Source organism: Pseudomonas sp. NFIX10 (genome assembly GCF_900111955.1).
Classification (GTDB): Bacteria; Pseudomonadota; Gammaproteobacteria; order Pseudomonadales; family Pseudomonadaceae; genus Aquipseudomonas; species Aquipseudomonas fluorescens_AA.
This window is the reverse complement of the sequence record NZ_FOKH01000022.1, coordinates 44,060-66,949: the sequence shown is the minus strand read 5'-3', so window position 1 is coordinate 66,949 and position 22,890 is coordinate 44,060. Positions and strand designations below refer to the sequence as shown.

22 protein-coding genes and 1 pseudogene are annotated in these 22,890 nt (G+C 61.2%); 3 read left to right on the top strand and 20 right to left on the bottom strand.

Features of this window, described 5'->3' with window-relative positions:
* Positions 1-16: 16 nt before the first annotated feature.
* Positions 17-1,222 carry an acetyl-CoA C-acetyltransferase gene (locus BM321_RS19795; protein WP_092332525.1) on the bottom strand — a complete coding sequence of 402 codons (1,206 nt, stop codon included), beginning with the start codon at positions 1,220-1,222 and terminating at the stop codon, positions 17-19.
* Between the two features lie 612 nt (positions 1,223-1,834).
* Here BM321_RS19795 and BM321_RS19790 point away from each other — a divergent pair.
* Positions 1,835-2,647, top strand: a complete 813-nt coding sequence (locus BM321_RS19790; protein WP_092444150.1) for a c-type cytochrome — start codon at positions 1,835-1,837, stop codon at positions 2,645-2,647.
* Between the two features lie 85 nt (positions 2,648-2,732).
* Here BM321_RS19790 and BM321_RS19785 read toward each other — a convergent pair whose 3' ends face one another.
* The 14 genes from BM321_RS19785 to BM321_RS19720 form a co-directional block, all read right to left on the bottom strand.
* Complete coding sequence (locus BM321_RS19785) at positions 2,733-3,539, bottom strand: transglutaminase family protein (RefSeq protein WP_092444149.1); 807 nt, start codon at positions 3,537-3,539, stop codon at positions 2,733-2,735.
* Positions 3,536-4,486: an alpha-E domain-containing protein gene (locus tag BM321_RS19780; RefSeq protein ID WP_092204677.1), complete on the bottom strand. Its 951-nt coding sequence runs from the start codon at positions 4,484-4,486 to the stop codon at positions 3,536-3,538. The genes BM321_RS19785 and BM321_RS19780 overlap by 4 nt, the downstream gene beginning before the upstream one ends.
* Positions 4,487-4,495: 9 nt before the next feature.
* Positions 4,496-5,905: a circularly permuted type 2 ATP-grasp protein gene (locus BM321_RS19775; RefSeq protein ID WP_092444147.1), complete on the bottom strand. Its 1,410-nt coding sequence runs from the start codon at positions 5,903-5,905 to the stop codon at positions 4,496-4,498.
* Positions 5,906-6,294: 389 nt separating this feature from the next.
* A complete protein-coding gene (locus tag BM321_RS19770; protein ID WP_003179463.1) occupies positions 6,295-6,636 on the bottom strand; it encodes a ribonuclease E inhibitor RraB in 342 nt (113 codons plus the stop codon).
* Between the two features lie 201 nt (positions 6,637-6,837).
* Complete coding sequence (locus tag BM321_RS19765) at positions 6,838-7,074, bottom strand: hypothetical protein (protein ID WP_072406264.1); 237 nt, start codon at positions 7,072-7,074, stop codon at positions 6,838-6,840.
* A 140-nt stretch (positions 7,075-7,214) separates the two neighbouring features.
* Positions 7,215-7,823 carry an START domain-containing protein gene (locus tag BM321_RS19760; protein ID WP_092444145.1) on the bottom strand — a complete coding sequence of 203 codons (609 nt, stop codon included), beginning with the start codon at positions 7,821-7,823 and terminating at the stop codon, positions 7,215-7,217.
* Positions 7,824-7,876: 53 nt separating this feature from the next.
* Positions 7,877-8,131: a YkgJ family cysteine cluster protein gene (locus tag BM321_RS19755; RefSeq protein WP_060741261.1), complete on the bottom strand. Its 255-nt coding sequence runs from the start codon at positions 8,129-8,131 to the stop codon at positions 7,877-7,879.
* A 149-nt stretch (positions 8,132-8,280) separates the two neighbouring features.
* A complete protein-coding gene (locus tag BM321_RS19750; protein WP_092444143.1) occupies positions 8,281-8,760 on the bottom strand; it encodes a translation initiation factor 2 in 480 nt (159 codons plus the stop codon).
* Between the two features lie 85 nt (positions 8,761-8,845).
* Entirely contained in the window at positions 8,846-10,288 is a 1,443-nt protein-coding gene (locus BM321_RS19745; RefSeq protein WP_092444141.1) for an aminotransferase-like domain-containing protein, read from the bottom strand.
* A gap of 200 nt (positions 10,289-10,488) precedes the next feature.
* Positions 10,489-11,298, bottom strand: a complete 810-nt coding sequence (locus tag BM321_RS19740) for an OmpA family protein (RefSeq protein ID WP_092444139.1) — start codon at positions 11,296-11,298, stop codon at positions 10,489-10,491.
* Positions 11,295-11,654 (bottom strand): DUF4398 domain-containing protein, encoded by a 360-nt coding sequence (locus BM321_RS19735; protein ID WP_072406275.1) that lies wholly within the window; start codon positions 11,652-11,654, stop codon positions 11,295-11,297. The genes BM321_RS19740 and BM321_RS19735 overlap by 4 nt, the downstream gene beginning before the upstream one ends.
* A 9-nt stretch (positions 11,655-11,663) precedes the next feature.
* Positions 11,664-12,488, bottom strand: coding sequence for a substrate-binding periplasmic protein (locus tag BM321_RS19730; protein ID WP_092444137.1), 825 nt, complete (start codon positions 12,486-12,488; stop codon positions 11,664-11,666).
* A 91-nt stretch (positions 12,489-12,579) separates the two neighbouring features.
* Positions 12,580-13,509, bottom strand: a complete 930-nt coding sequence (locus BM321_RS19725; RefSeq protein WP_092444135.1) for an electron transfer flavoprotein subunit alpha/FixB family protein — start codon at positions 13,507-13,509, stop codon at positions 12,580-12,582.
* 2 nt (positions 13,510-13,511) lie between these two features.
* Positions 13,512-14,261 carry an electron transfer flavoprotein subunit beta/FixA family protein gene (locus BM321_RS19720; RefSeq protein WP_007908338.1) on the bottom strand — a complete coding sequence of 250 codons (750 nt, stop codon included), beginning with the start codon at positions 14,259-14,261 and terminating at the stop codon, positions 13,512-13,514.
* Between the two features lie 544 nt (positions 14,262-14,805).
* Between BM321_RS19720 and BM321_RS19715 the strand changes: the two genes are divergently transcribed.
* Positions 14,806-16,473 (top strand): electron transfer flavoprotein-ubiquinone oxidoreductase, encoded by a 1,668-nt coding sequence (locus BM321_RS19715; protein WP_092444133.1) that lies wholly within the window; start codon positions 14,806-14,808, stop codon positions 16,471-16,473.
* A gap of 183 nt (positions 16,474-16,656) precedes the next feature.
* On the opposite strand, the gene BM321_RS19710 is transcribed toward BM321_RS19715, so the two are convergent.
* Positions 16,657-17,547, bottom strand: coding sequence for an AraC family transcriptional regulator (locus BM321_RS19710; protein ID WP_092328237.1), 891 nt, complete (start codon positions 17,545-17,547; stop codon positions 16,657-16,659).
* Between the two features lie 179 nt (positions 17,548-17,726).
* On the opposite strand from BM321_RS19710, the gene BM321_RS19705 reads away from it, so the two are divergent.
* Positions 17,727-18,779 carry an NAD(P)-dependent alcohol dehydrogenase gene (locus tag BM321_RS19705; protein ID WP_092444131.1) on the top strand — a complete coding sequence of 351 codons (1,053 nt, stop codon included), beginning with the start codon at positions 17,727-17,729 and terminating at the stop codon, positions 18,777-18,779.
* A 6-nt stretch (positions 18,780-18,785) separates the two neighbouring features.
* Here BM321_RS19705 and BM321_RS19700 read toward each other — a convergent pair whose 3' ends face one another.
* From BM321_RS19700 to BM321_RS19685, 4 genes and pseudogenes are all read right to left on the bottom strand, one after another.
* Positions 18,786-19,589 (bottom strand): IclR family transcriptional regulator, encoded by an 804-nt coding sequence (locus BM321_RS19700; protein ID WP_072406290.1) that lies wholly within the window; start codon positions 19,587-19,589, stop codon positions 18,786-18,788.
* Positions 19,590-19,648: 59 nt separating this feature from the next.
* Positions 19,649-20,959, bottom strand: a pseudogene (locus tag BM321_RS19695) (MFS transporter).
* Positions 20,960-21,065: 106 nt separating this feature from the next.
* Positions 21,066-22,214: a galactonate dehydratase gene (gene dgoD, locus BM321_RS19690; protein ID WP_003179439.1), complete on the bottom strand. Its 1,149-nt coding sequence runs from the start codon at positions 22,212-22,214 to the stop codon at positions 21,066-21,068.
* A gap of 49 nt (positions 22,215-22,263) precedes the next feature.
* On the bottom strand, positions 22,264-22,884 hold the full coding sequence (locus BM321_RS19685) for a 2-dehydro-3-deoxy-6-phosphogalactonate aldolase (RefSeq protein ID WP_047228220.1): 621 nt from the start codon (positions 22,882-22,884) through the stop codon (positions 22,264-22,266).
* Between the last annotated feature and the right edge of the window lie 6 nt (positions 22,885-22,890).

Genomic DNA, 22,890 nt, shown 5'->3' with positions numbered 1-22,890 from the left:
TGTTCCTTGAAGGGGCTCAGAGGCGTTCGATGACGGTGGCAATGCCCATGCCGCCGCCGACACAGAGGGTCGCCAGGCCATAGCGCAGGCGACGCGCCTCCAACTCGTCGAGCAACGTGCCAAGGATTGCGCAGCCGGTGGCCCCCAAGGGATGCCCCAGGGCGATGGAGCCACCGTTGACGTTGACCTTGGCGGGATCGATGGCCATGTCCCGGATGAACTTGAGTACCACCGAGGCGAAGGCTTCGTTGACTTCGAACAGGTCGATGTCCTCCACCCGCAGCCCGGCCTTGGCCAGGGCCTTGCGGGTGGCCGGCGCCGGGCCGGTGAGCATGATGGTCGGGTCGGTACTGGTGACGGCCGTGGCGACGATCCGGGCTCGGGGTTGCAGGCCCATGGCGCGCCCCTTGGCTTCGGAACCGATCAACATCAGCGCCGCGCCATCGACGATGCCGGAACTGTTGCCCGGCGTGTGCACATGATGGATGCGTTCGACATGGCTGTAGACCCGTAGCGCCGTGCCGTCGAACCCCATCTGCCCCATGGCTTCGAAACTCGGCTTGAGCTTGCCCAGGCCTTCGAGGGTGGAGTCGGCGCGGATGAATTCGTCGTGGTCCAGCAACACAATGCCATTCTGGTCCCGCACGGCGACCAGGGATTTATCGAACGAACCGTCGGCCCGGGCGCGTGCCGCTTTTTGCTGGGAGTGCAGTGCGTAGCGGTCGACGTCCTCGCGGCTGAAGCCTTCCAGGGTGGCGATCAGGTCGGCGCCGATACCCTGGGGAATGAAGTGGCCCTGCAGGTTGGATTGCGGGTCCAGCGCCCATGCACCGCCATCGCTGCCCATGGGCACCCGGGACATGGATTCGACGCCGCCGGCCACCACCAGGTCTTCGAAACCGGAACGCACCTTCATCGCCGCCAGGTTCACCGCTTCCAGGCCCGAGGCGCAAAAACGATTGAGTTGCACCCCCGCCACGCTGACATCCCAATTGGCCACCAACGCTGCGGTCTTGGCGATATCGGCACCTTGCTCGCCCACTGGTGTCACACAACCGAGCACGATGTCGTCGACCTGGCTGGTGTCCAAATCCATGCGCTGGCGCAAGGCACTGAGCAGGCCGCCCACCAGGTTCACCGGCTTGACGCTGTGCAGGGCGCCATCAGCCTTGCCTTTACCACGAGGCGTGCGTAATGCGTCGAAAATCAAAGCTTGGGTCATGACATCCTCGAAACCACGGGGGTAATGCGACGCCTCCAACCATAAGCCCAGCGGCGCCGGATTCAATGACCACAGCGCTCAATGGCGTTGACGGGCACGCTCAGACGAACGGTAGCGAGCTATCGGGTTAACCGATTCAGGAAGGCAAGCTGTCTAGCAAAAGGGCCAGCAGGAAGGTGGCACTAGGCCTCATACCGTTTTAATAGCGATATGTGCCAAGCTGATACGAATTGGATCTAAGCCAAGGCGGTCGTGGCCCCTAATGTAATCCTTGTACAAGTCAGTCGTCGGGTTTTGCCGAGGCACTTGTCGGAACAGGAAGTGCAACGCCAGCTGTCATGGATATGCAGGCTGGTTTTCAGGACATAACAAAAAAGGCGGATCAGCCATGTTCAAACATTCGAAAGTTCGTCAAGCCGGACTCATTCTCTTTGCCACGACGCTGCTGTTGATTTTGCCGAATATCACCAAGGTGATTGGCTGAATCCTGCGCGGGGGCACCTGTTTCATCCAATACGTTGTATCGCCAAAAAATGTGATGGGTTCACTGTTCGAGCTGCGATGGCTGTGCCAACCTTTGCGGCCTCCCCCTCGACATGGAAGGCGATCGACTTGAAAGCTCTCATTGTGTTCGGGGCGTTGCTGCTCAGCACGCCCCTTTATGCCGCGCAACTGGTGCTGGAGTTGGGCGCGAGCACGCGCACCTGGCAAACCGAAGAACTGCTCAAGCATCCGGACGCTCAAACGGTCGAGATTGCTGAGGACGTTTCCTACAAGAAACCCATGAGTTATCGAGCCGTGCCGATGACGTCACTGTTGACGGGCATCCAGCCGGACGACCACCTGCAGGCCGTTGCCCTGGACGGCTTCGCCGCCGAGATGCCCGCGGCGCCGTTACTCAACAAGAGCGGGGCCCGGGCCTGGCTGGCGATCGAAGACCCGGCCAAGCCGTGGCCGTCGCTGGGGGAAGGCAAGTCCAGTGCCGGGCCTTTCTATCTGGTCTGGACCGACCCGCAGGCTGGCCGCATCAGCCCGGAACAATGGCCCTATGCGGTGGCGAACATCAAGCGCCTGTCGGCGGTGGCTGAACGCTTCCCGGCCCTGCTACCAGCGCCCAACCTGGCCAAGGACGACCCGATCAATAAAGGTTTCGAACTGTTCCAGAAGAACTGCCTGGCGTGTCATCGGCTCAATGGCGCTGGCGACGCACAGTTCGGCCCTGACCTGAACATTCCTTTCAATCCCACCGAATACTTCTCCGGGGATTTCCTCAAGCGCTACATTCGCGACCCCCAAGGCCTGCGACACTGGCCCCAGGGCAAGATGCCTGGGTTCTCGGCAGCGGTGTTGCCGGATTCGGACCTGGAGTTGCTGGTGGGTTACTTGAAGCATATGGCGGGACGCAAGCAGCCGCTGGCTCCATGAGATCGCTTTTGTGGCGAAGGAGATCCCGCAGCCTGCGATGAGGCTGCGGGATCTCCCTCGCCACAAAGGCTCGTTCGCCAGGTGGTTACTGGATTTGCACAGTGATCGCTGGGACGCCGGGGGTCTCGATCATCCTGGCATGCATCTGCTCGCCACCACCGCCGCGGCGCATGCCACGCACTGGGCAGGCGTCCAGGTAATCCAGGCCCACGGCCAGTTTCAGGTGGCGCTCCGGGCGAGCCAGTTGGTTGGTCACGTCGAAGCTGTACCAGGCGTCGTCCAGCCAGGCTTCTGCCCAGGCATGGCTCGCCAGGTGCTCGCTCTCTTCGCTGAACAGATAACCCGACACATACCGCGCCGGCACACCCAGGCTACGAGCGCAGGCCAGGAAGGCATGGGTATGGTCCTGGCACACCCCGCTACGACCGGCGAACGCCTGGGCTGCGCTGGTCTCGACTGCCGTGGTGCCAGGGGTGTAGATCATGTGCTGGTTCAACCCATGCATCAGGTCAATCAACGCGGTGCGGTCGCGACGCTGCTGGCATTGCTGCGCGGCGAAGTTTCGGAGGGCCTCGTCCGCCTCGGTCAGCCGGGTGAAGCGCAGGAATGGCAGCGCCGACTGGCTCTCGTGTTCGGCTTCGCGCAACGGATCGATATCCACCTGTCCGCGGGCGCCGATGATGACCGTTTCGTGGGGTTCATCCAGGGTCAGCACGTGCAGGATGTTGCCAAACGGATCCAGTTGCGCCCGCACCGGTCGTGGCAAATCAAGCTGCCAGCTCAGCACATGCTGGCGTTCGCTGTCGTGGGGCGTCAGGCGCAGGTACTGGATGCTGGCGCGAACCTGATCGTCATAGTGGTAGGCCGTTTCGTGGCTGATCGAGAGTCTCATATGACCTCCAGGTAGGAACTGTGAATGGTATTGCCCAGTTCACGGACCAGTGGGATGAATTCGGTGAGCCAGGCATGCAGGCCCCCGTCGAGGATTTCGTTGATGCCGGTGTAGCGCAGGCGTGCGTCCATTTCCGCCGCCAGCCGTTGTGCCTGCCGACCGTTGGTGCCCGGCAGGCTCGCGAGGATCTGGTCGATTTCTTCGGTACAGGCACGCAGCGAGCGCGGCACGTCGGCGCGCAACAGCAGCAACTCAGCCACATGACGAGCGCCCGGGGCCTCACGGTAGATCTCGGTATAGGCCTCGAAGGACGACAAGGCTCGCAACAAGGCGCTCCATTGGTAGTAGGCGTGGGCCGTGCCGTCGCTGACCGCGTCGGCCTGGTCACCGGCCATTTCGTAGCGGGCATCGAGCAAGCGCAGGGTGTTGTCGGCCCTTTCGATAAAGGTCCCCAGGCGAATGAACCGGAACGCGTCGTTACGCATGATGGTGCCGTAGGTCGCGCCACGAAACAGGTGCGAGCGCTCCTTGATCCACTCGCAGAAACGGCTCATGCCGTAGCGATTCAAGCCTTGCTGGCCGATACCACGAATTTCCAGCCAGGTGGCGTTGATGTTTTCCCACATGTCGGCGGTGATTCGGCCACGTACCGCATGGGCACTGGCTCGCGCGGAACCGAGACAGCTGTAGATGCTGGCCGGGTTGGCCGCTTCCAGGGCAAAGAAATGCAGCAAGCGCTCGGCGTGCAGATCGCCGTGTCGCTCCCGGTAATCGTCCAGCGTGCCAGTGATCAGCAATGGCATGGCCAGTTCGTGCAGGCCGTCGCCACGCCCGTCCTGGGGCATCAGTGACAACGAATAGCTGACGTCGAGCATCCGCGCGAGGTTTTCCGCCCGCTCCAGGTAGCGCGACATCCAGTACAGGTCCGAGGCGGTTCTACTCAGCATGGCAGCTCCTCAATCCTCGACCACCCAAGTGTCCTTGGTACCGCCGCCCTGGGATGAATTCACCACCAGGGAGCCTTCGCGCAGCGCCACCCGTGTCAGCCCGCCAGGGACCACACGGGTCTCGCGGCCGGCCAGCACAAACGGGCGCAAGTCGATGTGACGCGGGGCGATGCCGTTCTCGACAAAGGTCGGGCACGTCGAGAGCGACAGCGTCGGCTGGGCGATGTAGGCGTGCGGCTTGGCCTTGATCCGCTCGCCAAAGGCATCGATTTGCGCGGCCGTCGCGGCCGGCCCCACCAGCATTCCATACCCGCCGGAGCCCTGGGTTTCCTTGACCACCAGGTCGGGAAGATTCGCCAGTACATGGGAAAGCTCTGCAGGATTACGGCACTGCCAGGTGGGAACGTTCTTCAGGATCGGCTCTTCGTCCAGGTAAAAACGGATCATGTCGGTGACGAACGGGTACACCGACTTGTCATCCGCCACCCCCGTGCCGATGGCATTGGCCAGCACCACGTTGCCGGAACGGTAGGAGGACAACAGCCCCGGTACGCCGAGCATCGAATCCGGATTGAAGGCCAGTGGATCTAGGAACGCGTCGTCGAGGCGACGGTAGATCACATCCACTGCCTTCGGCCCGTCGGTGGTGCGCATGAACACTTTGTCATCCCGTACGAACAGGTCAGCGCCTTCCACCAACTCCACGCCCATCTCCCGGGCCAGGAAGGCGTGCTCGAAAAATGCACTGTTGAAACGCCCCGGCGTCAGCACCACGACGCTGGGGTCATCCAGTGGACTGGAGCTTTTCAGGGTGTCGAGCAGCAGGTTCGGATAATGATCGATGGGGGCGATGCGCTGGGCGGCGAACAGTTCGGGAAACAGGCGCATCATCATCTTGCGGTCTTCGAGCATGTAGCTGACGCCGCTGGGCGTACGCAGGTTGTCTTCGAGCACGTAGTAGGTGCCGTCACCGTCGCGTACCAGGTCGACACCGCAAATGTGCGCGTAGATGTCACGGTGCAGATCGAGCCCTTGCATCGCCAGTTGGTACTGTTCGTTGGCCAGCACCTGTTCGGCGGGGATGATGCCGGCCCGGATGATCCGTTGTTCGTGGTAGAGGTCGGCCAGGAACATGTTCAGCGCCTTGACCCGTTGGATGCAGCCACGTTCGACCACCCGCCATTCGCTGGCCGGGATGCTGCGCGGGATCGTGTCGAACGGGATCAGGCGCTCGGTCCCCTGCTCGTCCCCGTAGAGCGTGAAGGTGATGCCGGCCCGGTGAAACAACAGATCGGCTTCGCGCCTGCGTTGCGCCAGCAGTTCGTCAGGCGTGTCGGCCAGCCAGCGGGCAAATGCCTGGTAGTGCGGGCGGACCCGGCCGTCGGCATCGTACATTTCATCAAAACCGCTGCGGATCATGCCGTGCTCCTTGTCACCCTGGCAGCAAGGCTTCGCAAGCCCCGTGCCATCGGCATAAACGCTTTATGATCAACGGGTTGGAATCTCCACCGAGAGGCGGCGCACCTTTATGGTGCGACAAATACCCCCAACCCGCAGCCCCCCGCTTCATTGCGACGCAGGGGCGTCGCTCTCCTGAGCATAGCCATGGAAAAACGAAGCGGCTTGGTCTGGATACAGTTAGGTACAAAACCTGGGGAAGTGATTGTGGTGTGTCAGCGGGCAAGATGTTGATCGTGCAGCCGCCATCGCGAGCAAGCTCGGCTCCCACAGGGACTCTCGGTTAGCTCACAGACATGAAAACGGCCGACACAAAGGTCAGCCGTTGCTGTGGTTGCGGTGAGTGACTGTCAGGCCTGCAGGCGCCGGATCTCTTGCTTGACGCCCCACCCCTCGATAACACCCCCCAAGGGTTCGACAACGGCCTCGAAGTCTTGCTCGAAGTCGCCAATATCATCGTAAGTGGCGTACATCACCCGGCTCAGTTCCAATGACCAAGCCCCGTCGTCCCGTGCACTGATCTGCGCGTTCAACGATTCGCCCCGAAAGTGACCTGCCGCCCTGCGCGCCCGCTCCTCGTCCGGGAAAATGGCGTAGAACTCAATGGGATGGAATCGGGAAAAATCGAAACCGCCTTCTTTCATGCGGCGCAATACGCTGGTGCTGATGTCTTCTTGATAGGCTGTGCTCATGAAACGTCCTCCTAAAACCGATGGATAGACTTTCCGTCTTCCCGTGCGTGAAGCCTTCAGGCTGCAAGCGATACGGCATCAAATGACCGTCGGGACACAAGCATGTAGCTGACAAGACCGGACCTTGGCGATCCTTTCGCTGATCTCAATTGCAGAGTAGCCGCAAGTGGTGGCCACTGCCAAGCGAGACCAGCCACCGTTTCATGAAATCGGTGTAATGCTGAGGATTTCGATACTGTTTTGGGACTTGAGGTTCTTGACTGTCGGGTCTTCGGTGCGGTCCACCAGGTCGTTGAGGTCCAATTGGCTGAGCACGGGTAGCAACCTTTCGCGGATCAGTTGGGCAGCCTGCTCCATGGTGGGCTTGTGGTCATAGTCGAACTGCTCGACGGTGGTTTCACCGTGATCGTCAATGAAAGTGATTTCCCACTTTTGCATCAGTGTCTCCTTGATCAATTCAGGGCAGGGCTTACCTTCATCTCGACATTGAGCGGCGGACAATCGTTCCGCTGGGTGCTTGGACGGCACACATGAAAAGACCGCCTCGGGGGCGGTCTCCTTTGTGCAGCCTTGGCCGATCACTTTTCGGCGCGTTCCTTCAGGGCCTTGAGGGTGTTGAACGGCGCATCCACCACGAACTTGTTCGCCAGCCAAGACGGCACGTCACCACCCGGTTCGGTGTGGACTTGATAAACGACTTCAATCTGGTCCGCGCCCTTTGGCGTGAACTTCCAGAAGCCGTCGACCTGGGCCACCCGTACGAAACCTTGCTCCTCAGGCAGGTATGTCGGTACGCCCTTGAGCTTGCGGGTCAGGCTGCCGTCGGCCCCCTCCTCGGTGGTGACTTCCAGCACCGAGTCCCGGGGCGTCACCGGCCATGGCGTGTTGAATTGGGTATAAGTCCAGCTCTTGTCGCCTTCGTGCTTGAGCAGTTTCTGACTCTTGCACTCGTGAATCCAGGCGCAGGCGCCGGGAACGTCTTCCTGTAGGGCCCGCAGCTTGGCCATGGTGGTTTTCATCACCGTCACGCCGCGATAGGCCTTGTACTTGGAGCCCCCCATTTCACTGAGGGAAACCTTGATACCTTCCTTCTCCTTGGCAACCTGCCAGTCCTCTGCCTGGGCGGTGGCCGTCGCCAGCAACACGGTCAACCCACACAACACAGCCATACGATGCAGCGAACCCATAGTTTTTTCCTTATTGTCCAAGTTCGTTCATTTCGGATCTGTTCATTGACCCATTACGCGGCCGTGACTTGCTCCCACCAACCGATCAAGCGGATGGCCTCTTCACGGCTGCCGCCGCACACCTCGATGTCGGCTTCGAACGCCGAGCACACCGCCGGACGCTCCGGCTGGCCGAAAATCCGGCACAGGTTATCGACCGACAGTTGCACACAACGTTCTCCCGCCGGTTTGCCTTGGGGCATGCCAGGGATAGGTGAGCTGATGGAAGGGGCGATGCAACAGGCGCCACAGCCTTCACGGCACTTCATGACGACAACATCCTCGCGGCGGGTAATGATGAGTAACAGAAGACAGAGTAACGGCTAAAACACTCGTTTTAAATTACCGTCTGCGTGTTTTTTTACCGTTGGCCAAATGACCGAACGGTCAGCGACGAGCTGCATGTCCTGTGCAAGGCTTACTGCTTGAATTCGAAATCCAGTGCTGCACCTTCCACCTCGTTACGCTCCTGATTGCGCAGCGGCAGTTGCATTTCATTGCTCAACAACCGGCCATTGAGCTGGAACGGTCCGGGTTTATCTCCGAACATGGACGGCAAGAGCGGTTCGCGCTTGAGCGGCGCAACCTTACCCGGTGGCTCCAACTGCTCGACCATGTCATGGGGCAGGCTCAGGTCCAGCTTGGCCGGCGGCAATGGAGTCTTGGCGACCTCATGGGCGGATTTGCTCTTGGAAGCAATGGGCGCACGCTTTTTTTTCTTCGTCGCAGTCGCCTTTTTAGCGGGAGGCTTCTTGGCCACTGCGGTTTTTTTCGGCGCATTCTTCGTGGCACTGACGGCCGGTTTTTCCTGCGCCGGAGCCGCCACGACGACGCCTCCCATTTGGAAGACACTGAACAGGCCGATCAAAATCCAGGCAACAGGAACATTGGCTTTCATAGACACAACGGTACTGACGGCAGAAAACCCCATGCTCGCCTGATAATGAGGCGCTGACAAGCACATCAAGCTAAGCCGCTGATTTCTATAGGAGCCCGTTGGCCGTTTCCTGGCACAATTGAGTCGCCAACAACCCCAGCGTCATCAAGGCCCGCTCTGCCTCACGGTTCCAGGGGGTACCGCAGTTCAAGCGGATACAGTGGTTGAACTGCTCGGTGTTACTGAAAATCAGCCCTGGCGCGATACTGATGCCTTGTTGCAGCGCCCGCACGTGCAATTCCTGGGTATTGACCCGTCCCGGCAGGCTGACCCACAGGATGAAACCGCCGTTGGGGCGGCTCATTTGCGTGCCTTCGGGGAAGTGCTGTTGCACCGCCAGCTGAAAGGCGCTGAGGTTCTTGCGGTACTCCTGGCGGATATAGCGCAGGTGCCGGTCATAGCCGCCGTTTTCCAGGTAGGCGGCAATGCCCATCTGCGTGACGCTGCACGCCGAGTGAGTACTGAAGGTCTGGAGCCGCTGGATTTCCTGCTGGAATTTCCCTGCGATCATCCAACCGATGCGCACACCCGGCGACAACGTCTTGGAAAAACTCGAACAGTAGATGACCCGGTCCAACCGATCATAGGCCTTGAGGGCCTTGGTGCGGCCCTGCTCGAACATCAGCTCGCCATAGATATCGTCCTCGACGACCTGGATGTCGAAGTCCGACGCCAGGCGCAGCAGTTGTTTTTGCCGCTCTTCAGGCATGGTGCCGCCGAGGGGATTGCTCAGGCGCGTGGTCAGCACCAGCGCCTTGATCGACCACTGGTTGGCCGCCAATTGCAAGGCCTCCAGGCTCATGCCGGTGACCGGATCGCTGGGGATCTCGATGACCTTGAGGCCCAACAGATCCGCCAGTTGCAGCAAGCCGTAATAGGTCGGCGACTCGGCGGCGATCAAGTCCCCCGGCCGCGTCAGCACCCGCAAGGACATCTGCAGCGCATCGACGCAGCCGTGGGTGATCACCACCTCGGAAGGGTCCACCACGACACCGGCATCGCGCATGCGAATCGCCACTTGGCGCCGCAACGGCTCGAAGCCCGGGCTGAACATGTAGCTGAACGCCCGTGGGCTGTGGAAACGCGTGACCTTGGCCAACTGCTGATGCAAGGCCCGGACAGGCAGGTACTCGACACTCGGCACCGCCGCGCCCAGGGGGAACACCCCTTCACGGCGCGACTCGACCAATACCTGCTGGATGATGCTGCTGCGCGTCACCAGCCCCGGGCGCTCTACCCGGGCAATGTCCGGCGTCGGTGCCGTCAGGGCCGGTGTCTGGTGCACGTAGTAGCCCGATTGCGGCCGTGCACGAATCAGCCCCTGATCTTCAAGGTTCGCGTAGGCCTGCAACACTGTGGCGTGGCTGACATTGAGCTGCGAGCTCATCTTGCGCACCGAAGGCACGCGTTCACCGGGCTGATACACACCGCGCCGGATGTCTTCAGCCAGCTGTTGAGCAATACGTTGATAGAGCAGGAGGTTGGTCATGACGCAGCACTCGATTTCACGGGCATTTTATTCTTGTCGGAAACGATACCGGAACAGTTTAGAAGTGTACTGGGACAGTTGCCAGATTACTCGACAGTACAGTGGAGTGACAGCTCTAACTGTACTCATAGCGCGTCGATTGCAGGGCCAAAAAAACCCGGCGCCTTCTACAGGGGCCGGGTTTTCCAGTGACGCAACCCTTAGCGGGCGGCGCCGAGATGGCCTTTTTCGTCGGAGAACACAATTTCAACGCGACGGTTCTGTGCCCGGCCCCGCTCGGTAGCGTTGACGTCCACCGGGTACTCATCACCGTAGCCTTCGACCTGGATGCGCTTTTCATCGATCCCCAGGTCCACCAGCACATCCGCCACCGACTGTGCGCGGTCTCGGGACAACTTGAGGTTTTCCTGCTTGCCGCCCGTGCTGTCGGTGTACCCCTCGATACGCACCACGCGCTTGGGATTGAGCTGCAAGAACTGCACAATCTTGAGCACCACCCGGTTGGCCGAATTCTTCAGTTCCGCTTCGCCGGTGTCGAACAGCACGTCGCCCAGGGTCATCACCAGGCCGCGATCGGTCTGGGTGGTCGCCATCGCCATGATCTGTTCTTCGAGCCATTTGCCCTGCTGCTGCACACTCAGCAACTTGGATTCACGCAGGGCCAGCTGCAAGCGCTGGCGCTCCAGTTCAAGCTTCGCCGCGCGCTCCTCGTTGAGCACCTGATTGCTGTGCTCCCGGGCGATCGCACTGTAGCGCTGGCTCAGGTAGGCGTAATGCTGCACATCCTCGCCACTGCCCCAGTAACTGGACAAGCGATCGGCACGGGCCAGGGATTCACCGGCGCGGATCACGTCCCGGGGGGCGGCACGCAATACGTTGGCGTCTTCCTTGACCTTCTGGAAATCGGTGCTGGCCTGCTCGAGCGCCGCTTCGCTGCGTTGGCCGGCGCAGCCATACAGGCTGGCCAGGCCGGCGAGGACCAGGCCGCCCAATACGCGGGAGTGCTTCATTGGGCATCCTCCCTCAGCTGTTTGCGCAAGCGCTTGATGCGGGTGTCGAGCACGTTCAGTTGCTCCTGGCTCTTGAGGGTCAACACCTTCGCTTCGGCCAGGCGGGCGTCGAGCTCAGCCTGTTCGGCCCGCATGCGCGCCTTCTTGTAGGATTCGTCGGCCATGTTGGATTTGGCGCGGGCGAATTTTTCTTCCGCCAGTTTCAATTCGGGCACTTCGTCGGCAGTAGCGCCAACGGCCCGGGCTTGCTGTAGTGCCTGTTCGGTCAGGCGGATCTGTTCATTCGGCGCCGGATCGGCTGCGCAGCCCGCCAGAGCCAGAACGGCCAGGGCAGCGAAAAGAGGTCGAATAGTCACTAATGTTCCCTACTGTTTTGGGGCACTGACAGGTGGCTGCAACTGTGTTTTCCACCGCTCGAGATTGCGCTGCAACACAGCCTCCGTCAGACCGGACGCGGCCAATTCTGTCATCTTTTGCGCCAGCTGTCCGCGTAACCATGGGTCGTTGCAGGCGGAGTTATGGGAAACCGCGAGGAACAGCCCGGGTTTGTCCACCGGTTGCGGTGCGGCTTGCAGGTCGTTGGCCATGCCCAGTGTCTGCGCCATCGCCAGGCCCGAATAGCGCCCCGCCAGGACATATTCCACTTCTCCCAGCAGCAATTTCTGAAAAGCCTGGGTCAGGTTGGGCGTGCGCACCAAGGTTAATTTCTGCTCGGCAAAAACGCCAAATCCCTGGGTCATACGCGCCTTTTCCGACAGGGCCCCGGGATGTCCTTGGAGGTCTTCGGGCTGGTTGATGACCAGTGCCGAATCCTTGCGGGTCCAGACCAGGTAATCGTTTTCCAGCAAGGGCGGGTGGACGTAGTCCAGCGCTTCAAGCCCCGTACTGGTCAGTGGCGCATCGGTGAGCAGGTCCATGCGCCCACTGCGCACTTCGTCCAATGCCTGGGCACGCTTGCCAGCGTAAAGCAGCTCGACCTTGATCCCCAGTTCGCCCGCCACTTGCGCCAGCAAGTCAGCACTGGCGCCGATCAGGTGCTTGGGATCCTGAGGGTCTTGCCAGAGGTAAGGCGGCGCGTCCGGGCTGCCGGTGGCGATCAGCCGTTCACATTTGCCGGCGGCGACAGACAGGCCCGGCATGACCGCCAACGTCCACAGCAACGACCAGTCGGTCAAACGACGCAGATCCATGGCGATACGCTCCCCTTGCAGCGAAACAATCAGTGCGGAAAATAAAAAGCCCGGCCAAAGGGCCGGGCTCTTTATAAGTGAAGACGCCGGATTAGACCAGCTTCTCCAACTCAGGGATGGCTTCGAACAGGTCCGCTACCAGGCCATAGTCGGCCACCTGGAAGATCGGCGCTTCTTCGTCCTTGTTGATCGCTACGATCACCTTGGAGTCTTTCATGCCGGCCAGGTGCTGGATCGCGCCGGAGATACCGACGGCGATGTACAGCTGTGGCGCAACGATCTTGCCGGTCTGGCCGACCTGCATGTCGTTGGGTACGAAACCGGCGTCGACCGCCGCGCGGGAAGCGCCGACAGCGGCGCCCAGCTTGTCGGCCAGGGCGTACAGATGCTTGAAGTTGTCACCGTTCTGCATGCCACGGCCGCCGGAAACGACGATCTTGGCAGCGGTCAGTTCAGGACGATCGGACTTGGCCAGTTCTTCGTTGACGAAGCTGGAGATGCCGGCGTCGTGGGCAGCGCCGACGGCTTCGATGGCAGCCGAGCCACCTTCGGCGGCAACCGGGTCGAAACCGGTGGCGCGGACGGTGATGACCTTGACCGACGCGTTCGACTGCACGGTGGCAATGGCGTTACCGGCGTAGATCGGACGCTTGAAGGTATCGGCGCTTTCTACCGAGATGATCTCGGAGATCTGGTCGACGTCCAGCGCAGCGGCGACGCGCGGCAGGATGTTTTTGCCGTTGGAAGTGGCGGCTGCCAGGATGTGGCTGTAGCCCTTGCCCAGCTCGGCTACCAGTGGCGCCACGTTTTCCGGCAACTGGTGCGCGTAGGCGGCGTTGTCGGCCGACAGCACTTTTGCCACGCCCGCGATTTTAGCGGCGGCTTCGGCAACGGCGCTTGCGCCCTCCCCGGCCACCAGGACGTGCACATCGCCACCGATTTTGGCGGCAGCAGCAACGGTGTTCAGCGTGGCCGGAGCCAGCACCTTGTTATCGTGTTCGGCGATTACCAAGATAGTCATGATCAGATTACCTTCGCTTCGTTTTTCAGTTTCTCGACCAGTTCAGCCACCGACTTGACCTTGATGCCCGCGCTGCGTGCAGCCGGCGCTTCGACTTTGAGGGTCTTGTTGGTGGAGGCGGTGGAAACGCCCAAAGCGTCAGGCGTCAGCACTTCAAGCGGCTTCTTCTTGGCTTTCATGATGTTTGGCAGGGACGCGTAGCGCGGCTCGTTCAAACGCAGGTCGGTGGTGACGATGGCCGGCAGTTTCAGGGAAACGGTCTGCGCGCCGCCGTCGATCTCGCGAGTCACGGCAACGCTGTCGCCGCTGACTTCGACCTTGGACGCGAACGTGCCCTGACCGTAGCCGCTCAGTGCAGCGAGCATCTGGCCAGTTTGGTTGTTGTCGCTGTCGATGGCTTGTTTGCCGAGGATCACCAACTGAGGCTGTTCCTTGTCGACAACGGCCTTGAGCAGCTTGGCCACGGCCAGGGAGGTCAGGTCTTCGGCGGATTCGACGAGGATGGCGCGGTCGGCACCCAGAGCCAGCGCGGTACGCAGTTGTTCCTGGGCGGTGGTCGGGCCGATGGAGACGACGACGATCTCAGTCGCCACGCCTTTTTCTTTCAGGCGCACGGCTTCTTCTACGGCGATTTCGCAGAAAGGGTTCATCGACATCTTGACGTTGGCGAGGTCGACGCCGGAGTTGTCCGCTTTGACGCGGACCTTGACGTTATAGTCGACCACTCGTTTGACAGCTACAAGAACCTTCATGGATTCCTCGTTACTCTCCGGTGAAAAAAAGTCGCCTAGGCGAACCTGGCGGTTGATGCTCATGGGCGCAAGGGCACCTCTAAAAACGCCGGCATGAACCACACATGACCCTGCTCACGGGAGTGAAGACCATTCGTCAGTGATGACCGATGGGTCATTCATTATCGCGGCGTGTAAACTGCGCCTCGGAACCGCGCAATACGTCACTTTGTGCTGCCTTCGCCCTGTCTTTAGAGGTGCTCTTGAAACCAACAGTCAGCCTACGGCGAGCGCAAAACCGCCCGTATCTTGACCGGAACGCCTATTCCGGTCAATACGGCAAAATGGTCAGTCATAAGCCGTACGTCAGTGATTTATCTGGGCTGCGGCAATTTCAAACAAACGTTTGTATTGGACCCTGAGAGTGGTGTAGATATAATGCGCCGCTTAAGAGAGACCCGCGGTTCATCCATTGTCGCTTTCGTCGCTTTTCGCGAAGGAAACAACGGATGCGACGCCAAACCTCCAATTAGAAAAACTGTGAGCCTTGAGTAGGAGATAGCCTGTGGAACGCGAATACATGGAATTCGACGTGGTCATCGTCGGTGCCGGCCCCGCTGGCCTGTCTGCCGCTTGCCGACTGAAACAGAAGGCCGCCGAAGCCGGTAAGGAAATCAGCGTCTGCGTGGTCGAAAAAGGTTCCGAAGTCGGTGCGCACATTCTCTCCGGCGCGGTGTTCGAGCCCCGCGCCCTGAACGAACTCTTCCCGGACTGGAAAGAACTCGGCGCGCCGCTGAATACGCCTGTCAAACGCGATGACATTTATGTCCTGAGAAACGCCGAGGCCGCGAGCAAAATCCCTGACTTCTTCGTGCCCAAGACCATGCACAACGAAGGCAACTATATTATTTCCCTGGGCAACCTGTGCCGCTGGCTGGCCCAGCAGGCCGAGAACCTGGGCGTGGAAATCTACCCCGGCTTCGCCGCCCAGGAAGCGCTGTTCGACGAAAACGGCGTGGTGCGCGGGATCATCACCGGCGACCTGGGTGTCGACCGCGAAGGCAAGCCGAAGGAAGGCCTCTACACCCCCGGCATGGAGTTGCGTGGCAAGTACACGCTGTTCGCCGAAGGCTGCCGTGGTCACATCGGCAAGCAGTTGATCAAGCGTTTCAACCTGGACAGCGAGGCCGACGCCCAGCACTACGGCATCGGCCTGAAGGAAATCTGGGAAATCGATCCGGCCAAGCATCAACCCGGCCTGGTGGTGCACACCGCTGGCTGGCCCCTGGACATCATGGGCACCGAGAACACCGGCGGCTCCTTCCTCTATCACCTGGAAAACAACCAGGTGGTGGTGGTCGGTCTGATTATCGACCTGTCCTACAGCAACACCTTCCTGTCGCCGTTCGACGAGTTCCAGCGCCTCAAGCATCACCCGGTGCTCAAGCAGTACCTGGAAGGCGGCAAGCGCGTCAGCTACGGCGCCCGTGCCATCTGCAAGGGCGGCCTGAACTCGTTGCCAAAAATGGTCTTCAAGGGCGGCGCGCTGATCGGTTGCGACCTCGGCACCCTGAACTTCGCCAAGATCAAGGGCAGCCACACCGCCATGAAATCCGGCATGCTCGCCGCCGAGGCCGTGGCCGATCGCCTGTTCGCCGAGTCCGAAGGCGGTGATGAACTGACCGCCTACGTCGACAATTTCAAGAACAGTTGGCTGTACGAAGAACTGTTCGCCAGCCGCAACTTCGGCGCGGCGATCCACAAGTACGGCGCGATCGTCGGCGGTGGTTTCAACTGGCTCGACCAGAACATCTTCGGCGGCAAAATACCGTTCACCCTGCACGACAACAAGCCGGACTATGCCTGCCTCAAGCTGGCCGCCGATTGCAAGAAGATCGACTACCCGAAACCGGACGGCAAGCTCAGCTTCGACAAACTCAGCTCGGTGTTCATCTCCGGTACCAACCATGAAGAAGAACAACCCTGCCACCTGAAGCTGACCGACCCGAGCATTCCGATCAGCAAGAACCTGCCGCTGTACGACGAACCGGCCCAGCGTTACTGCCCGGCTGGTGTGTACGAAGTGGTGACCAAGGAAGACGGCGAGAAGCGCTTCCAGATCAACGCCCAGAACTGCGTGCACTGCAAGACCTGTGACATCAAGGACCCGGCGCAGAACATCACCTGGGTATCCCCGGAAGGCGCTGGCGGGCCGACTTACCCGAACATGTAAGCCGCCACGCTGAACATCGAGGCTCCCGCAATGGGGGCCTTTTTGTTGCCTGCCATTCCAGGAACACCACAACCCAATGTGGGAGCGAGCTTGCTCGCGATGACGTCAGCCCATTCAACATTGATGCAAGCTGAACCACCGCTATCGCGAGCAAGCTCGCTCCCACAGGTGAACATCACAGGATCAGGCGGCGCGCTCTTCCCCGGGGTTGCGCTCGAAGTAGCGTTTGTACTCCCGACTGAACTGCGACGGGCTCTGATACCCCACCTGATGCGCCACCTGGGCCACGCCCATGCCCTCGATGAGCAGCAGCCGCTGGGCCTTGAGCAGGCGCAACCGCTTGAGGTACTGCACGGGCGAGAGCAAGGTGCTGCGCTTGAAATGCTCATGAAACGTCGAAGCGCTCATGTTGGCGCAACTGGCCAGTGTCTCGACGTTCAGCGGCTCGGTGAAGTGCGCATGCAGATGGCTCAAGGCAGCGGCAATCCGAGCGAACTGGCCCTGCTGCTCCACCAGCGCCCGCAGCACATCGGCCTGGGGCCCGCGCAACGCGACGAACAGCAACTCCCGCAGCCGCGCCTGGCCCATGACCTGGCGCTCCAACGGATCGTGCAAGCAGCGTAACAAGCGTTCGACACATCCACGCATGGCGTCATCGAGCACTGCGCAGGTCATTGATTCCGGCGTCTGCGGCGCCAGGTTTCGACCCGGTACCAGCCCCATGGCCAACACCAGTTCCCCCAGCATCGCCCGATCGATCGCAACGGAAACCCCAAGCAGGGGAGCATTGGGCATGGCGTAGGTTTCGCATTCGAATGGCACCGGCAAGGCCTGGATCAGATAATGCCCGGCGCCATATTCCAGCGTGCGCGGCCCCAGATACGCCAGTTTGCTACCCTGGGCAATGATCACCAGACTCGGTTCGTAGAGCTGCGGGCCACGCGCGACGTCCTGGCTGGCCCGAAGCACATGTACGCCGGGCTGTGGCGTCGGGACGAAACCGTCGCGGGTCGCCAAGGGTTCTATCAATGAGACCAGCGTAGCGTTGGCATCGAGATGGCGGGTCAACAACATGGCGAAAACTTCACGAAAAAAGGGATGAAACCATCATCGCAGGTCTGGCGCCACATAGGATCAAATCCTGGCCAAGACCGGAGGATTAGGCATGACAGGCGGAGGAATTACCATCGCCGCCTGCCGCCAGGACTCCCAGAATGAAACCCTCACCGTTCACTGCTTTAGCGAGGTTCATCATGTACACAGCCATCGGATATGCCACCCAATCGCCCACCGCTCCCCTCGCCCCGATGAAGTTCGAGCGCCGCAGCCCGCGAGCCGACGATGTGGCGATCGATATTCTTTACTGCGGTGTCTGCCACTCCGACATTCACCAGGCCCGCAACGAATGGGGCATCGCCGTTTACCCGCTGATGCCCGGCCATGAAATCATCGGCAAAGTCACCGCCGTCGGCGCGGACGTCACCCGCTATAAAATCGGCGATCTGGTGGGCGTTGGCTGCATGGTCGACTCCTGCCGCGAGTGCGAAGCCTGTCGCGCCGACCTGGAACAATACTGCTACCAGGGCATGACCCAGACCTACGCCAGCCCGGATCGTATCAGCGGCGGCCACACCATGGGCGGCTACTCCAACAGCATCGTGGTCAAGGAGCACTTTGTGCTGCGCATCCCGGAAACACTTGACCCGGCCGGCGCCGCGCCGATTCTTTGTGCCGGTATCACCACCTACTCGCCCCTCAAGCACTACGGTGTGAAGGCCGGCGACAAGGTCGGCGTGCTGGGCATGGGCGGTCTCGGTCACATGGGCATCAAGTTCGCCAAGGCCATGGGCGCCGAAGTGACGTTGTTCACCCGCTCGGCCAGCAAGGCCGAAGAAGCCCGTCGCCAGGGCGCAGACCATGTGATCGTGTCCACCGACGCCGAGCAGATGGCCGCCGCGGCCGGACGCTTCCACTTCCTGCTGGACACCATTCCGGTGCAGCACGACCTCAACCCCTACCTCAGTACCCTGCGGTTTAACGGTGTACACATCCTGGTGGGCCTGATCGAACCGATCGATCCGCCAGTCCATGCGGCCAACTTGATCATGGGCCGTCGCGTCCTGGCCGGCTCGTTGATCGGCGGTATCGCCGAAACCCAGGAAGTGCTGGACTTCTGCGCCGAACACAACATCAGCTGCGACATTGAAATGCTCGACATCCGCCAGATCAACGAGGCCTACAGCCGCATGATCGCCGGGGACGTGAAGTACCGCTTCGTCATCGACATGGCAACGCTCAAGGCCTGAGGTTCGTCAGACCTTGGCGCCCAGTTCCGCCGACAGCCGGGCTGTGACCCCTTTGACCAGGGGAATCAGCTCGGCCATCTTTTCCAGGGGCATGTACGGCACGGTGCTGGCGATGCTGATACCGGCGACGATGCGCTTGCCAGCGTCACGGATCGGCGCCGCCACACAGCGAATCGACGGTTCGTTGTCTTCCAGGTCGAAGGCATAGCCCCCCGCCACGTACTCCAGCATCCGTTGCTGGAACTGCTCCCAGGATTGCTCCTGATGCTGGGGCCAGAACTGATTTTTCCCACCCGCCGGCAGGCTGATTTCATACAGCCGCTTCCATTGTTCCTGAGTGTCATCGAGCATCAGCGCCTTGCCGATCCCGGTACGCGCCAACGGCATGCGATGGCCTACGCGCGAACGCATTTCCGGGCCGTTACGCCCCGGATTCTTCAGCAGGTACAAGACTTCGTCGCCCTCGCGAATCGCCAGGTGAACGGTGTCCCCGGTCAGCGCCGACAGCTCGTCCAGGTACGGCCCCGCCAAGCTTACCAGTGGCAGTTCTTCCCGGGCCTGGAAGCCCAACTCGATCAACTTCGGCCCCAGCAGGTAGCCTACTTGCGGCACCACGCGCAGGTAACGCTCGTCCACCAGGCAACTGGCCAGGCGATGGGTGGTGCTGCGGGTGGTGCCGATCAGCCGGGCGATTTCCTTCAAGTCACGGGCGCCACTGGCGACCGCCTGGACCACGCCCAGACCACGCAGCAATGTCTGCGTGCCTGTCGGCGCGGCGTCCTTGGTGATTTTTGGATCGTCTTGCTGCATAGCCGGCCTTCAACAGTGAGCGGGGAACGGGCGGCATTATGGTCGCCCGCCCCGTCGGACTACAACTCGATGCGCTCGACCTTCCCCACCAGCAGGATGTAGGACAGCGCGCCAGCCAATGCCAGGACAGAGATATAGGTAATGGCCGGGGCGAACGAATCGCCGCTGGCGAGGAAGCCAATCACGATCGGCGTGGCGATGGCCGCCAGGTTACCGATGAAGTTGAACACCCCGCCGGTCAACCCGAGCAATCGTGCCGGCGCCAGGGTCGACACCAGCGACCAGGTGATCGACGCCAGGCCATTGCCGAAGAACGCCAGGGCCAGGAAAGCGATCACCAGCGGCGTCGACTCGACAAAGTTGGCGCCGATGATCGAAGTCGAAATCAGCAGCCCGCCAATGATCGGCAGCTTGCGCGCGAACCCCACGGTGGCGCCGCGACGAATCAACCAGTCGGAGAAGAACCCGGAGCACAGCACGCCGACAAACGCCGCGAGGAACGGCAACGACGCCAGCAAGCCGGACTTGATGAAGTCCATGCCGCGATACTTCACCAGGTAGGTGGGGAACCACGTCAGGAAAAACCACAGCGTGGAGTTGAGGCAGAACTGCCCCAGGTAAATGCCCCACAACTTGCGTTGCGTCAGGACGATGCCCAGGTCGGACCAACTGAATTTCGCCTTGGCCTTGGCGGTATCGGCCTGGATATCCACCAGCCCGCCGCCTTCACGGATCAACTCGATTTCGGCGGCGTTGGCGCCTTTGAAATCCCGGGGCTCGCGATACACCGCGTACCAGATCACCGCCCAGAGAATGCCCACCGCGCCGGTGGCGACAAACACCATGTGCCAGCCGAAGGCGTGTTGCAGCCAGGCCAAGACCGGCGTCAGGAAGGCCAGCCCGACAAACTATCCGGAGGTGTAGAAACCGATGGCCGTGGCCCGCTCGCGCTCGGGAAACCAAGTGGTCACCACGCGACTGTTGATCGGATAAGCCGGCGCTTCCAGGGCACCGACCGCCATGCGCAACACGAACAACGCGATGAAGCTGGCGGCGAACCCCAGCATCACCGTGGCCACCGACCACAACAGCAACGCCACGCTATAGAGAATGCGCGGCGGCACTCGGTCCACCAGCCAGCCACCGGGAATCTGCATGGCGGCGTAGGTCCAGCCGAACGCCGAGAAAATCAGCCCGACGTGGATGGGGTCGATGCCCAGGTCGCTGGTCAGCGCGGGGGCGGCAATGGAGAGGTTGCTGCGATCCAGGTAATTGATCACCACGGTGATGAACAGCAGGACCATGATGAAAAAACGCTTGCGGCTGGGCGTCACCAACGACGCCTGCGCGCTCAGGGTGTGCGCTTGCATGTGAGGTGCCTCTTCTTATGTTTATTGAGGAGTCGAGCACGCCCGATCGTTCCCACGCAGAGCGTGGGAACGATCAAATGGCTTGCACAGGGTGATCAGGCGTGACTCACCACTCGGCAAAACTGCCATCGGCATGGCGCCAGATCGGGTTGCGCCAGCGGTGGCCGATGGCCGCGCGTTCGATGACGTATTCCTCGTTGATCTCGATGCCCAGGCCCGGGCCATTGGGGATCTTCACAAAACCCTTGTCATAGTCGAACACCTGCGGATCCTTGATGTAGTCCAGCAGGTCGTTGCTCTCGTTGTAGTGGATGCCCAGGCTTTGCTCCTGGATGAACGCGTTGTAGCAGACCGCATCCAGTTGCAGGCACGCCGCCAGGGCGATGGGGCCCAGCGGGCAGTGCAGCGCCAGCGCCACGTCGTAGGCCTCGGCCATGTTGGCGATCTTGCGGGTTTCGGTGATGCCACCGGCGTGGGATGCGTCGGGCTGGATGATGTCCACGTAGCCCTCGCTGAGCACGCGCTTGAAATCCCAGCGGGAAAACAACCGCTCGCCCAGGGCAATCGGGGTGCTGGTCAGCGGCGCCAGTTCCTTGAGGGCTTCATAGTTTTCGCTGAGCACCGGCTCTTCGATGAACATCAGTTTGTAGGGGTCGAGTTCCTTCATCAGCACCTTGGCCATCGGCTTGTGCACCCGGCCATGGAAGTCCACGCCAATGCCGACGTTCGGTCCGACCGCATCGCGCACCGCCGCCACATTGGCCAGGGCCAGGTCGACTTTTTCGAAGGTGTCGAGAAACTGCAGCTCTTCGGTGCCGTTCATCTTCACCGCCGTGAAGCCCCGCGCCACCGCCTCTTTCGCTGCGCGAGCGGTGTCCGCCGGCCGGTCGCCGCCGATCCACGAATACACACGGATCTTGTCCCGCACCTGGCCGCCCAGCAGGTCGCTGACCGACACGCCCAGGGCCTTGCCCTTGATGTCCCACAACGCCTGGTCGATGCCGGCCAGGGCGCTCATGTGAATGGCCCCACCACGGTAAAAGCCGCCGCGATAGAGCACGGTCCAGATGTCTTCGATGTTGCGGGGGTCTTTGCCGATCAGGTAGTCGGACAACTCCTCGACGGCGGCCGCCACCGTGTGGGCACGGCCTTCGACCACTGGCTCGCCCCAACCGGTCACGCCCTCGTCGGTCTCGACCTTGAGGAAGCACCAGCGCGGCGGAACGATAAACGTGGTCAGCTTGGTGATTTTCATCTTGTTGTCTCTCTTGTCAGATGCAGCGCGCGGGGCGCTGGAAAAGTCTTCAGTTCAAGGCGTTCCATGCGGCTACATAGGCCTTGGCGCGCACCGCCACTTCATCCGCTGTCAGGCCCGGCTTGAACAACCCGGAACCAAGGCCGAAACCCTTGACGCCGGCTTCGACGAACACCGCCATGTTGTCCGGCGTAATCCCACCCACCGGCACCAGCACGGTCCCGGCCGGCAGCACCGCGAGCCAGGCCTTGACCACCGCCGGGCCCATTTGCTCGGCGGGAAACATCTTCAGCACATGGGCGCCCTCGGCGAGTGCGGCAAAGGCTTCGGTGGGCGTGGCGACGCCTGGCGACAAATACAAGCCCGCCGCTTTCGCCGCACGCAGCACCTTCGGATCGCTGTGGGGCATGACGATCACTTGGCCACCGGCGGCTTTCACCTGTTCCACCTGTTCCGGCGTCAGCACGGTGCCGGCACCGATCAGGCAATCGGCGGGCAAGGTACTGCGCAGGATGCGAATACTTTCGTACGGCTCGGGGGAATTGAGCGGTACTTCGATGACGCGAAATCCGGCGCCGTACAGTACCTCGCCAATGGCCGCCGCCTCTTCGGGACGCAGGCCACGCAGGATCGCGATCAGCCCGTTGTGCGCCAGTGCTTGTGTGAGCATGTCAGA